14 protein-coding genes are annotated in these 12,370 nt (G+C 69.1%); 10 read left to right on the plus strand and 4 right to left on the minus strand.

The window, feature by feature from the left end; genetic code table 11:
• Positions 1–45: 45 nt before the first annotated feature.
• Positions 46–855, plus strand: a complete 810-nt coding sequence (locus ACTXG6_RS24720; RefSeq protein ID WP_445181747.1) for a FadR/GntR family transcriptional regulator — start codon at positions 46–48, stop codon at positions 853–855.
• A 10-nt stretch (positions 856–865) separates the two neighbouring features.
• Here the strand turns inward: ACTXG6_RS24720 and ACTXG6_RS24725 are convergent, their stop codons facing one another.
• Entirely contained in the window at positions 866–2,230 is a 1,365-nt protein-coding gene (locus ACTXG6_RS24725; RefSeq protein ID WP_445181748.1) for an aromatic ring-hydroxylating oxygenase subunit alpha, read from the minus strand.
• A gap of 52 nt (positions 2,231–2,282) precedes the next feature.
• Positions 2,283–3,092, minus strand: a complete 810-nt coding sequence (locus ACTXG6_RS24730; protein WP_445181749.1) for a hypothetical protein — start codon at positions 3,090–3,092, stop codon at positions 2,283–2,285.
• A 492-nt stretch (positions 3,093–3,584) separates the two neighbouring features.
• Here ACTXG6_RS24730 and ACTXG6_RS24735 point away from each other — a divergent pair, with 492 nt between their 5' ends.
• Positions 3,585–4,343 (plus strand): COG4705 family protein, encoded by a 759-nt coding sequence (locus tag ACTXG6_RS24735; RefSeq protein WP_445181750.1) that lies wholly within the window; start codon positions 3,585–3,587, stop codon positions 4,341–4,343.
• A 299-nt stretch (positions 4,344–4,642) separates the two neighbouring features.
• Here ACTXG6_RS24735 and ACTXG6_RS24740 read toward each other — a convergent pair whose 3' ends face one another.
• A complete protein-coding gene (locus ACTXG6_RS24740) occupies positions 4,643–5,293 on the minus strand; it encodes a TetR/AcrR family transcriptional regulator (protein ID WP_445181751.1) in 651 nt (216 codons plus the stop codon).
• A 134-nt stretch (positions 5,294–5,427) separates the two neighbouring features.
• Here ACTXG6_RS24740 and ACTXG6_RS24745 point away from each other — a divergent pair, with 134 nt between their 5' ends.
• The 5 genes from ACTXG6_RS24745 to ACTXG6_RS24765 all read left to right on the plus strand — a co-directional run bounded on the left by ACTXG6_RS24745 (position 5,428) and on the right by ACTXG6_RS24765 (position 9,798).
• On the plus strand, positions 5,428–6,219 hold the full coding sequence (locus tag ACTXG6_RS24745) for a citryl-CoA lyase (protein ID WP_445181752.1): 792 nt from the start codon (positions 5,428–5,430) through the stop codon (positions 6,217–6,219).
• A complete protein-coding gene (locus ACTXG6_RS24750; RefSeq protein WP_445181753.1) occupies positions 6,212–7,408 on the plus strand; it encodes an acyl-CoA dehydrogenase family protein in 1,197 nt (398 codons plus the stop codon). The genes ACTXG6_RS24745 and ACTXG6_RS24750 overlap by 8 nt, the downstream gene beginning before the upstream one ends.
• Positions 7,405–8,580, plus strand: coding sequence for an acyl-CoA dehydrogenase family protein (locus ACTXG6_RS24755; RefSeq protein ID WP_445181754.1), 1,176 nt, complete (start codon positions 7,405–7,407; stop codon positions 8,578–8,580). Before ACTXG6_RS24750 ends, ACTXG6_RS24755 begins: the two co-directional genes overlap by 4 nt.
• Before the next feature lie 31 nt (positions 8,581–8,611).
• Positions 8,612–9,436 carry a helix-turn-helix domain-containing protein gene (locus ACTXG6_RS24760; protein WP_445181755.1) on the plus strand — a complete coding sequence of 275 codons (825 nt, stop codon included), beginning with the start codon at positions 8,612–8,614 and terminating at the stop codon, positions 9,434–9,436.
• Between the two features lie 161 nt (positions 9,437–9,597).
• Positions 9,598–9,798, plus strand: a complete 201-nt coding sequence (locus ACTXG6_RS24765; protein WP_445181756.1) for a hypothetical protein — start codon at positions 9,598–9,600, stop codon at positions 9,796–9,798.
• Here the strand turns inward: ACTXG6_RS24765 and ACTXG6_RS24770 are convergent.
• Positions 9,791–10,900 (minus strand): NAD(P)H-dependent amine dehydrogenase family protein, encoded by a 1,110-nt coding sequence (locus tag ACTXG6_RS24770; RefSeq protein WP_445181757.1) that lies wholly within the window; start codon positions 10,898–10,900, stop codon positions 9,791–9,793. The two genes, ACTXG6_RS24765 and ACTXG6_RS24770, sit on opposite strands and share 8 nt — an antisense overlap.
• 149 nt (positions 10,901–11,049) lie before the next feature.
• Here ACTXG6_RS24770 and ACTXG6_RS24775 point away from each other — a divergent pair, with 149 nt between their 5' ends.
• From ACTXG6_RS24775 to ACTXG6_RS24785, 3 genes are read left to right on the plus strand one after another with little or no spacing between them, the layout of a single operon-like run.
• Complete coding sequence (locus ACTXG6_RS24775; protein ID WP_445181758.1) at positions 11,050–11,787, plus strand: hypothetical protein; 738 nt, start codon at positions 11,050–11,052, stop codon at positions 11,785–11,787.
• Positions 11,788–11,808: 21 nt separating this feature from the next.
• Positions 11,809–12,174, plus strand: a complete 366-nt coding sequence (locus ACTXG6_RS24780; RefSeq protein WP_445181759.1) for a hypothetical protein — start codon at positions 11,809–11,811, stop codon at positions 12,172–12,174.
• Positions 12,174–12,368, plus strand: coding sequence for a PEP-utilizing enzyme (locus tag ACTXG6_RS24785; protein ID WP_445181760.1), 195 nt, complete (start codon positions 12,174–12,176; stop codon positions 12,366–12,368). The genes ACTXG6_RS24780 and ACTXG6_RS24785 overlap by 1 nt, the downstream gene beginning before the upstream one ends.
• The last annotated feature ends 2 nt before the right edge of the window (positions 12,369–12,370 follow it).

The following is a 12,370-nucleotide window of genomic DNA, read 5'->3' on the forward strand; positions in this document are numbered from 1 at the left end:
CGATCATCATGGCGCCGGCGGCGGAAGTCAGTGGAGAGGTTGCCCATGTCGACGAGCCCCGAGACCGGCAGCGGGTCCCGGCCGGCTGGGGGCACCAGGTCCGGTGGGAGCGCGTTCCGCACGGTCCGGACGCCGCGCGCCGCCGACCTGGTCGGCGCTCAGCTGCGTCGGCACATCATCGGTGACATGTCCGACGGCGAGACCCTGCCGCCGGAGTCGGTGCTGATGGAGCGATTCGGCGTCGCCCGCCAGACGCTGCGGGAGGCCTTCCGGGTACTCGAGGCGGAGGGCCTGCTGACGGTCCGGCGTGGCGTGCACGGCGGCGCGGTCGTGCACCGCCCGGACGGCGCGGTGGCCGCCCGCAACGCCGCCGTCGTGCTGCAGTCCCGGGGCACCACACTCGCCGACGTCTACCAGGCTCGAGCCATGATCGAACCGGCCTGCGCGGCCCGGCTGGCGAAGAACGCCACCGGCGCGGACGTGGCCCAGCTGCGCGAGGCGCTGCGCGGCACCGCCACCCCGGACACCGACGCGGTGGAGGCCATCCGCGCCCTGATGGGCTTCCACGCCCTCATCGCCCAGCTCGCCGGCAACCAGACCGTGGCGCTGCTGACCGACCTGGTGCGGCACATCATCGAGCTGGCCAGCGAGGAGCAGGTCGTCGCGGACCCGAGCAGCCCGACGACGCGGCGGGCGCTGCGCAGCGGCCACCGGACCCACGAGCAGCTGGTCGACCTGATCGAGAAGGGCGACGTGGCCGGCGCGCGGGACCTGTGGACGCGGCACCTCGAGGGATCCGAGGACTACCTGATCAGCGGCGCGGCCCGGCGCACCGTGCTCGACCTGCTGAACTGAGCGCGCGGCCTCAGAGTTCCAGCCACTTGTCCAGCAGCTGGTGAAAGTGCCGGATCCGGGCCTCCTGGTACTCGGCCAGGGTGACGCCGGGTTTGCCGTGGGTCTTCATGCCCTTCTGGATGGCGGCCATGTTGCTGAAGTCCTGGTCGAAGATCTGACCGAACAGGCCGAGCTCGGGCACCAGGGTGAACGACTCCTCGGTGGCCAGGGTGCGCAGCGGCGCGCTGGGTGGGCGCGGTCCGTCGGGGTTGAACGGCAGCAACAGCTTCACGTCGAAGATGCAGCTGTCCGGGTCCATCCCGTTCGGCCGGAAGCGGTACTGCAGGCCCTGGGCGATGCCGGCCCACGGGAACCAGTTCGGGAACACGAAGTACTCGATGGAGTCGAGCACCTCGGTGTCCGAGCGGCCGCCGAGGTCCAGCCCGACCATCGGGCCGATCATCTGCCGGGTCATCGCCGCCAGCACCCCGCGCGCGGTGGCGCCCTCGGGCAGCGGCGGGATCTCCGCCCCCGGCGGCGCGAAGGCCGCCGCCGCCGCCTCGAAGATGTCCGCCTCCGTGTAGTCCTGCGACAGGTGCGGGCTGGGCACCCCGGTCACCGTGTAGAGGCGGCTGACGGTGTCCCAGATGTCGTACTGGGTGTTCGCGTCGCCGGTGAACTCCAGGGCCTGCATGTGGGTGGCCACCACGTGGTAGGACTCCAGGAAGGCCTCCATGCCGGCTTTCCAGTTGATCGGCAGGATCTTGCTGACGTTGGCGACGGCGAAGCGGTGCTCCAGCGGGAAATGCTTGAAGTGCTCCGGGATCACGTCGAGTGAGTCGGCCAGCGGGGCGGCCCGGTCGTCGAAGTTGATGAAGACGAAGCCGCCGTACCGCTCGGCGCGGACCTGGCGCAGGCCGAACCGGGCGCGGTCGGCCTCGACCTGCGGGAAGTCCCATTCACAGGGCAGGCTCTTCAGCGACCCGTCCAGGTTGTAGGTCCAGGCGTGGAACTGGCAGACGAACGAGGCGGCCTGGCCCGGCCCGTCGGCGAGCAGTCGGCCGCGGTGTTGGCAGGAGTTGTAGAACGCCTGGATCCGGTCCGGCTCGGAGCGCACCAGCAACACCGACCGGTCACCGATCTCGTAGACGGTGTGGTCGCCGACGTTCGGGATGTCGTCCTCGGTGCAGGCCCACTGCCACACCCGCGACCACAGCTTGTTGTACTCCAGCTCCAGGAACTCCCGCGAGAGGTAGCGGTCGACGTTCAGGTCGTCGGTGCCGAACGAGCGGGGCGACTCCTCCCGCAACACCGGCGGGATGGCCGGCCCGCCGTCCGCATCGAGCACCTCCGAGACCGGCGTCATCGTCGAACGGGCGGAACTCGGCAGCGTCATGGATCTTTCCCTTTCGGTGTCGCGGTGGGGGTGCGTCAGCGCGGTGGGTAGGTCAGGCCCTGGCGACCGGGGCCGTCACGCGGGGAACGGGCGCGGGCGGCGGCACGGGTGCGCGCTGGCCCACGGCGGCCTTGCCGGCCAGCCACATGCCGGTCAACGCGAGCAGCATGGAGGCCAGCGAGGCGAGGGTGGTGATCACCCGGTTGTCGGTGCTGTTCAGCGCGGTGAAGATCGGGATCGCGGCCGCGCCGTGTACCGCGAACAGGGCCAACGGCACCATCGGGATCAGCAGCACGCTGGTCCGGCGGGTCAGGAGGCGCGCCCGCAGGTGGTGGAACAGCGTGGCGATGACGAATAGGCAGAACGAGTTGAGCACCCACCACCACATCGGGAAGCCGAGTACCCGCAGTGCCTGGTTGTCGCCGTAGTACTGCCACCAGCCGCGGTGGATCGGGACGAACTCGAAGCAGGTGACCAGCACGGTGAACACCGCGTAGTAGGTCCACCACTGTCGCGCCGTGATACCGGCCGCGATGCGCCGGGAGATCCACAGGATCGAGGCGGAGAAGTAGAAGAAGTACACGAAGCCGATGTAGACCGGGATGTCCCGGCCGAACGTGCTGATCCAGGTGAACTGGCCGATCTCCGGGTAGGTGCAGTGCCCGAGCACGTTGTTGATCGGCTCGTAGAACACGCCGAGGCCGCAGCCGAGGAACAGGTAGACCGGCCACATCGTCCGCTCGGCGCGCGCGACGTAGATCATGTAGGCCAGCGCGGCCAGTGCGGCCAGGCCGAAGATCACGCCGGCGATCGTCTGTTCGGTCGGGGCGAGTGCCCAGTCGGGGCGGGTGATGGTCGGCATCGACTCGGTCCTCCGCGGTCGGCGAAGTGGGGCAACGGTCCGATAACAAGCGACAGTTGTTTGAACTTAACACCGGCGTGTTCGCGGTCACAAGAGCGCCGCGCCGCGCGGGCCCGGCGGACTAGGCGATAGCGGCTGTGATCGTGTCGGTGGTGGTCGGCCGGCAGCGGGATCAGCATCGGGTCGTCGCCGGCCTGGCCGGTGCCGCGCAGCATGGCGACCGGCGGTGCCGCTCCTTAGGTCGGGACCCTCGAGTTCGCGGTACGGGAAGGTTACAAAGGGAGCTTGCCTGTGGCTAAGCTCTCATCATTACGGACGGAATCGTCCTTGACGGGGTGTAGGTCGGTCAGTAGCGTCCAAATGACAGCACCGGCCGGCGCCGGTTTGGCTCGTCACGCATTTTGCGGCGTGGATTTATTGCGGTTCCCCGCGCGGAGGGAGGCAGCGATGGCATTGGTCTCCGCGCAACTCGCAAGGAGCAAGGTCCCAGAAGTGACCGTCGTCTTCTGGGTCATCAAGGTACTGACCACCGGTATGGGCGAGTCCGCGTCGGACTGGCTGCTCAACAGAGGAGCCGGCGTCGCGGACATTGGTCTTGCTATCCCGCTCAGCTTGGACGTCGGCATCTTTGTGTTGGCGCTGATTTTTCAGTTCGCCGTTCGCCGATATATCCCGTGGGTGTACTGGTTTGCCGTCGTCGCGGTGAGCCTTTTTGGTACCATTGCCGCGGATATCGCATTCTTCATCGGTCTCCCCCTCTGGGCATCCAGCACGTTCTATGCGAGCGCACTGGCGGTAAACTTTGCGATCTGGTATGTGAGCGAGAAGACTCTATCCATTCATAGTATCCACACTCGACGTCGAGAAGCATTCTACTGGATTACGGTGTTTCTCACATTCGCACTCGGCACCGCTTTGGGTGATCTCACCGCAGTGAGCTTCAAATTAGGTTTCCTTGCATCGGGCATCATGTTCGCTGTCCTCATCGCGGTGCCGGCGATCGCCCACTGGCGGTTCGGCATGAACGCGATTGTGGCCTTCTGGTTCGCCTATGTCCTGACACGTCCACTCGGCGCGTCGTTCGCGGACTGGTTCGGCGCCTCCCGCGCCGACAGCGGCCTCGGATTGGGCGCGGGATGGGTAGCCTTGGCCCTGACGCTAATCATCGTCGGCTTCGTCGGCTATCTGGCGACGAGCCAGAGAGCCCACAAACAGCAACACTCCCCGGGTGCGATAGCACCGAACGCCTGAGTGGAACAGATTGTCAAGGTGACGCCGGCTCCTGAGTCAACTTTGCGGTTGGAGGAGTCGATCGAGAGAAATCGCACTCGATCGAAACACGAGCCTGATCATCGAGTACTCAACGCCCAGGATTTAGCAGACACGGACTAGTGTCCCGCGCCGGAAATTCGTGTGATAAGTCCGGTGATTCAGATGGTGGCTGGCAAGGCGCCGCCCGCAGCTCATACCGGGCGTATTCGCCAGGGCGGCAACGCCGCCAGGCGCCATCTGGGCGCCGGAATTATTGCGCAGATTTCCGGCGCGGGGCACTAGCGCGGCCGGTGCGCGATGCCGTGCAGGAGCAGTGCGGTGATTTCGTCGATGCGTTCCGCCCGGCTGGGCAGGGGGCCGGCGGGGAACACCCAGTCCTCGAACAGTGTCATCGAGAGCACCATGCCGGTGGCGGCCGCGATCGTCGCATCGGGTGTGTGGATGCCCCGGTACCCCTGCTCGCGGGCTTCGTCGACCAGGATCTCCCGGATGGAGATGAGCCCCTCGCTGAGCTGGCGGGCGACCTCCCGCGCGAGCACGCCCAGCTCGTCGCTGTCCTGGCTGGCCGACAGCAGCAGGCGAATCGAACCCCGGTGCGGTTCGATCACCGCGAAGAACCCCTCGACGAATCGGCCGATCAGCTCGTCGGGTGCGCCGGTGCCCGGCGGCGCGGCGCGCCATTCGTCGAAGTAGCTGGCCAGGAACTCCTTGAACGACCCGAGGATGGCGACCTCGAACAGCTCGACCTTGGAGGCGAAGTGGCGGTAGAGCGTCGGGGCGTCGACCTGGGCGAGCGCCACGATCTGCTGCGTCGTGGTCGCCTGGTAGCCCTGCTGCTCGAACAACTCCCGGGCCGCGGCCAGCAGCAGCCGCCGCACCTCGCGGGAAGAGCGCCGGGTAGCCCGGACCCTCGGCCTGGCCTCGGTCACGGCCCTCAGCCTACGCAGCGACCGGGGTTCGGTACCGGTGATCTCCGGTCGGCGCGCTCCGGAGGCCGCGAGCTTGACACCGAATCATACCAATGATTGGCTAATTCGATACCTCGGCGACGCGGGAGGTCCCGGTGACCAGAAGTTCGAAGGAAATACGGTCGGACATCGCCTGGAGCTCCGCCGACCGGATCGTGGTCCGCGGCCGTGACCTGCCGACCGAGGTGCTCGGTCACATGGATCTGGCCGCCTTCTCGTTCCTGCAGCTGACCGGTCGGCTGGCCACGGCCGAGCAGGCCCGGGTGTACAACGCGGTGTTGATCACGCTGGTCGAGCACGGGCTCACCCCGAGCGCGCTCGCGGCGCGGCTGACCTACGCGGGCGCGCCGGAGGCGATGCAGGCGGCGGTGGCCGCGGGGCTGTGCGGCCTCGGCAGTGTTTTCGTCGGCACGACCGAGGGCGCGGCGAAGATGCTCGCCGACGAGCTGGACGGCGACGACGGGACCCTCGACCTGGAGCGGGCCGCGGCGCGCATCGTGGCCGCGCACCGGGAGCGCCGCGAGTTGGTACCCGGGCTGGGGCACCCGTTCCACAAGCCGATCGACCCGCGCACCCCGCGACTGTTCGAGATCGCCGCCGAGTGCGGCCTGCGCGGCCGCTACGTCGAGCTGATGGAGCTGGTCGGGCGGGAGGCGGAACGGGTCATGGGCCGGGCGCTGCCGGTCAACGCCACCGGGGCGATCGGCGCGCTGTGCGGGGAGCTCGGGCTGCCGGTCAAGGCGGTGCGGGGGCTGGGGGTGATGGCGCGGGCCATCGGCCTGGTGGGCCACATCCTCGAGGAGAGCGAGCAGCCGCTGGCGATCGAGCTGTGGCGACGGGCCGACGACGAGGCCTCCGCGCACCTGCGGGAACAGGCGAATGCCTGAGGCGGCGGGCGCCGCGCTGACGGACGCGGACAGCGAGCTCGACGAACTGCTGGCCGATCTCGCCTCGGTGGTGCGCGCCGCGGTGGCGGACCAAGCCGGTGATCAGCCGGCCGCCGCCCCGACCGGTCCGGACCGCGCCCGCTGGCGCCGCTACGCCGAACTGGGCTGGCTGTCCCTGCTGGTCGATGCGGAGCGGGGCGGCGCGGGGGCGGACGAGCGGGCCGCCGCGGTGGTCGCCCTCGGTATGGGCGCCGCCTGCCGCCGCGAGCCCTTCGTGGCGGCCGGCGTCATGGTGCCGCGCTGCCTGACCGGTCTCGCCGACAGCGCACCGGTACGGGCACTGCTGGCCGAGGTGATCGAGGGGGACACGCTCGCGGTGTTGGCCTGGCAGTCCGAGCGCGGCGAGTGCGACACCCGGGTGGTGGCCGGGGACCTGCCGGTCGAGGCGCGGCCCGACGGCGACGGCCTGGTGCTGAGCGGCAGCGTGTCCTGGGTCCCGACCGATGCGGCCGACGCGTACCTGGTCGCGGTTAGGTACGCCGGGGAGATCGTGCTGGTCCGGGTCGATCGGGGCACCCGGGGGATGACCGTGGCGCCGCGGCGCGCGGCCGACGGCACCCGCTGGGCCCGCCTCGACCTCGACGGCGTCCGGCTGCCCGGCAGCGCGGTACTGGGCGGCGGGACGGCGGCGCGCGACGCCCTGAACTCGGCGGTCGACACCGGCACCCTGGTCTGCGCCGCCGAGCTGCTCGGGTTGATCGACCGGATGCTCGAGCTGACGCTGAGCTACCTGTCCACCCGCCGCCAGTTCGGCCGGCCGATCGGCAGTTTCCAGGCGCTGCGGCACCGCGCCGTCGACCTGTGGGTCCAGCAGCGGCTCACCAGCGCCGCGGTGCACAGCGCACTGCGGCGGGCCTGCTCGGACGGGGTCGGCCCGGACACGCTGGCGCTGGCCGCGAGCAGCGCGAAGTCCAGGGCTTCCTCGGCGGCGCTGCGGGTCGGGAACGAGGCCGTGCAGCTGCACGGCGCCATCGGTTTCACCGACGAGTACGAGCTCGGCGGGTACGTCAACCGGGCGCTGGTCCTCGCGGCCTGGCTGGGCAACGCCCGCGCGCACACCCGCCGCCACGGGCGGCTCGGCGCCGAGATGGCGGCGGCGCCGGCGGAGTACCGGCGGGTGGCCTCGTGACCAGTTATGGCGTTGCGCCGGAGCAGGACTGGAACGCGCTGGGCAACGAGGAGTTCCGGACGTTGGTGCGGTCGGACTTCGAGCAGCACTACCCGGCACACCTGCGCTACCCGTCGCGCCGGCTGCTCTGGAGCGAGCAGGACGACTGGTACCTGCGGATGGCACGCAAGGGCTGGATCGCGCCGAGCTGGCCCGTCGAGTTCGGCGGCATGGGGCTCGCGCCGGCCAAGTTGCTGATCTTCCTGGAGGAACAGGAGCGGTGGGGGATCGCCCGGTTCCAGGACCACGGGATCCGCATGATCGGACCCGTCCTGATCCGGTACGGGACACCCGCGCAGCAACGTCGGCTGCTGCCGCCGATCCTGCGTTGCGAGCAGCGCTACTGCCAGGGCTACTCCGAGCCGGAAGCCGGCTCGGACCTGGCCGGACTCCGCACGACCGCGACGCCCGACGGCGCGGACTGGGTGGTCGACGGCACCAAGATCTGGACCACCATGGCCTACGACGTCACGCACATGTTCCTGCTGGCCCGGACCGGGTCGGCCGGTGCGAAGCAGGCGCAGATCAGTTTCTTCCTGCTCGACCTGGCCATGCCCGGTGTCACCATCCGGAAGATCCGGGACATGGCGGGGGAGGAGGAACTGTGCGAGGTCTTCCTCGACCGGGTCCGGATCCCCGGCGACAACCTGGTCGGCGCGGTCAACCAGGGCTGGACGGTGGCGAAGTCGGTGCTCGGGTTCGAGCGCATCCACGTGGGCAGCCCGGCGCTGCCGACGTCGGGGCTGCGGCTGCTCGAGCAGGTGGCCGGTGCCCGGGGGCTCGCCGACGACACCGCGTTCACCGACCAGATCGCGGGGCTACGGCTGGACGTGGAGCACCTGACCGCCGTGTACGAGGAGTTCGCGCTTCGCCTGGAACGCGGCGAGGAGCTGGGTCCGGACGTCTCGATGCTGAAGCTCTGGGCGACCGAGACGTTCCAGCGGATCGCCGACCTCGTGATCGAGGTCGCCGGCCCGGCCGGTGGCTGCGCCGGGGCGGTGGAGCTCGGGGGTGAGCTGGTTCCCGTGCTCAGCGCCTACTACCGGGCCAAACCGAGCACGATCTACGGCGGTTCCAGCGAGGTGCAGCGCAACATCATCGCGAAACAAGTACTGAAGCTTCCGTCGGCCTGAGCGGCGGCCGGCGGCCGATATGCTGGCTGGCGTGCCGTCCACATCGAACAACGGGCTCGGCGACTTCCTCCGTGCCAACCGCGCGCGCGTGGACCCGGCGGTCGCCGGCCTGCACGGAGGCGGCAGCCGCAGAGTCGCCGGGCTCCGCCGTGAGGAAGTGGCCGTGCTCGCCGGCGTCAGTGCCGACTACTACGCACGACTCGAGCAGGGCCGCGAGCGGAACCCGTCGGCCCAGGTGCTGGACGCGATCGGCAGGGCACTGCAGCTCGACGCCGACGCGCGCGGGCACATCTACCGGCTCGCGGGGCTGAACCCGAATCTGACACCGGTCAGCTCGCGCGAGCTCGTCGACCCGGCGTTGCTCCAACTACTGGACTCGTTTCCCGCCGCGGCCGCGTACGTTCTCAGCCCGTCGTTCACCGTGCTGGCCAAGAATGCCATCGCCGCCGCATTGATGTCGCCTTTCGCGGGGACCGACAATATGTTGCGAGTACTCTTCCAGCACCCGGAGGCGCGGACAGTTTTTGTCGAGTGGCCCCTCGTGGTGCGGGCCACCGTCCATGCATTGCGGCTGAATGCCGGCCACAACCCCCGCGACCCCGAAATATGCGCGCTCGTGGATGAGATGAAGGAATTTCCTGAGTTCCGTTCCCTGTGGGACGACCAGGAGGTGAGTGGCTTGACCCGCGCCTACAAGGTCTTCGTCCATCCGGAGGTCGGCCGGGTCGAGCTGACGTACCAGACGTTCGGTGTGCAGGATGCGCCCGGTCAGCAACTCCTCGTCGGGACGCCCGAGCCGGGCAGCCGGAGCGCGGACGCCATCGCCATCCTGGGCTCCCTGCACGCCGCGCACTGAGCGGCGGGAGTGGGTGTCTCGCCGGCTACCTGCGGGCCTGGAGCAGCGCCAGTCCGAGAGATCTCGAGGGGATCTTCGCCGAGGACGCCGAGTCCTACGAGTGGCCGTACGACACCTCGTGGGTCGGCCTCGCCGAGATCAAGGAGGGCTGGACCGCGCGGGTGCCGTGGCAGGAGGGCGGCTGGAAGGTCAGCTGGAACCTCCTGGCCGTCAAGGGCGACACGTTCGCCGTCCGGGGCCTGGGTGTGTACGAGAAGCTGGGCACCTTCGACAACCTCTGGGTCGTCACGCTGAACGGCGAGGGAATGTGCACGACATTCCGGATGTGGAACAACGAGGCCCGAGCATCGGCGCTCAGCTGAGCAGGCCGTACCGGGCACCGAATGCCGGAAGGTCGTTGACGGTCTTGTAGCCGGGGGTCGCGCGGACCACGGCGTCAATGGCATTCACACACCGCGCGGCGGTCATCACGACCGCGTCGTCGAGGCTGTAGCCGGTACCGCCCGGCGTGGCGAGCGGGAAGTCGCCCCGGTACGGCGGGAAGCCGTCGATCTCGATGCGGTACCCGCCCTGGGTGCCCAGGTTCGGCCAGTCCGGCGCCATTTCCGGGCCCATCCGGTTGACGTGGTTGATGACCAGTCGCGGCTTGCCGGCGACCATTCCGGTCAGTGACCAGCGCAGTGCGCCGATCCGGCCCTCCTTGATCTCGAGGCCGCTCGCCACGGTCACGGTCCTCGGGGACAGGAAGTGGTCGACGTCGAGCACGACCTCCTCGACGACCGCGCCGAGGGCGTCAGCCATCGAGTAGATGGCCCCGCCCCACCCGGCCCGCAGCACCGCCGCCGCGGTTCTGGGGATGTCCTCCGGCAGCCGCCCGTAGCCCATCCCCAGCATCACCTCCGGCACCGGATAGTTCGAGTAGTCGATGAACTCCCAGGTGCGGACCTGCTCGATCCGCCCGGCCACACTCGACATGGTGATCGCCAGGGCGTCGGTGACGAATCCCGGATCGATGCCGGTGAAGTAGATGCTCGACGAGCCCTTCTCGCAGGCCTCGGCCAACTCGTCCCGCAGCTGCGCACCGTGCGCCAGCTGTGCCCAGTGCATGCCGGACGCGACCGAGCTGACGACGTTCTTGCCGCTGGTGAGGATCGGGATGACCGCGTCGACCCACTCCCGGCCCGGACTGTCCGGAACGGTCGGATCCAGCTGGGTCACGTCCCGGGGCATGAACAGCACACAATCGGCCTCGAGGCTCAGCAGTGCCTCGCTGTCCTTCGTGGCCAGGACACCGACCGGGGCACGCCCGGCGATCTCCCCGGCGTCCTTGCCGGCCTTGCCGTCGGTATGGCACTTCACGCCGACGAGCTCGAGCTCGCTGTGGTCGAGGACGAAGTTCAACGCGTGCAGACCGACCGCGCCGGTTCCCCATTGAATGACCCGAGTGACACGCCGAACGGTCATGGAATCCAGCTCTCGTTGACTTCCCTTCTCAGTGATGCTAGTCACTAGTAGAAGTGACTGTCAAAATATTCAGACGTGACTGTCACATACTTCTCGTCAGGTCTTCAGCCACAGGTCTCACCCGCAGATCGAAACGGAAGGACGGTCCGATGACCGCGAAGGTTCAGCGGTGGTGCGCGTGGAGCGGCATCGTTTTCCTCGTTTTGTTCGGCATCGGATTCTGTGTTGTCGCGGGCCTGGTCCCGCCGCCGTCGCCGAACGACAGTGCGCAGCAGATCGCGGACTTCTACTCCCAGCACACGAACCTGATCCGCGCCGGCCTGCTGATCTCGATCTTCGGTGTCCCGCTGGCGTTCCCGTTCGTCATAGTGATCTCGATGCAGATGAGGCGCATCGAGGGCAGTGTCGCCCCGCTGTCCTACATCCAGCTCACCACCGGCACGGTCGGCACCCTGATCTTCGGGTTCCCGCTGATGATGATGCAGGCGGTGGCGTTCCGGCCGGGTCAGCGCAGCATCGAGGTCACCCAGGGGCTGTCCGACGCCGCCTGGCTCCCCTTCGTCGGGCTGATCTCGCTGGCCATCGTGCAGAACGTGGCGATCGCTGTGGCCATCTTCAACGACACCCGGCCGGAACCGGTCTTCCCGCGCTGGCTGGGCTACTTCAACATCTGGGTCGCGCTCGGCTTCGTGCCGGGCGGTTTCACCGTCTTCTTCAAGACCGGGCCGTTCGCCTGGGACGGGGTGTTCGCGTTCTGGGTCCCGCTGGCCGTGTTCTCCGTCTGGTCGGTGGTCATGCTGGTCGCGCTGCTCAAGGCGATCGGCCAGGAGGAACGGGAGCGGCAGCTCCCCGCCGGGGTCCCCGCGCGGGAACCGGAGCTGGCCTGAGCGGGCCTGGGCGATCGCGCCGTGAGTGGATCAGGCCGGTCCTCGGGCGTGGCGATGCCGGCCTCCCTGGCCTCGGTGGACGGTGACCCTCTCATCCAGAGCTCGCCGCCGGGAGTTCTGTGGACCCGGGGCAACTCGGCGGAGGCGGCGCCCGGCGTGCTGACCGCGATGAACTACTCGTTCTACGGGCAGTTGTCGGAGGTCAACGTCCGGCGGGCCCTGTACGGCGCTCCGCCGGCCCACGACCTGCGGGAACTGGTCGCGCTGCGCCGGAGCCAGCACCGGAGCCATCTCGGCGTCACCATCCCCGAGACCTGGACCGGGCAGCCGCCCGCGTCCCCGATCGTGGTCGGGAGCCCCCGCGACGTCCGGTCCGTCCACGGGTGATGACCGTCGCCGGCACCCTCGTGATCGACATCGGCGGTATGGCCAGCCACGGCGCCGTCATCGCCCGTGAGCTCGGCGTGCCCTGCGTGATCGGTACCCACAGCGGCACCCGTGACCTGCGCGACGGCGACACCGTCCGCGTCGACGGCTCGAGCGGCGTGGTCGAGGTCCTGCACCGGGCCGGGCCGGGCTGAGG

This window comes from Pseudonocardia sp. Cha107L01 (assembly GCF_052566575.1).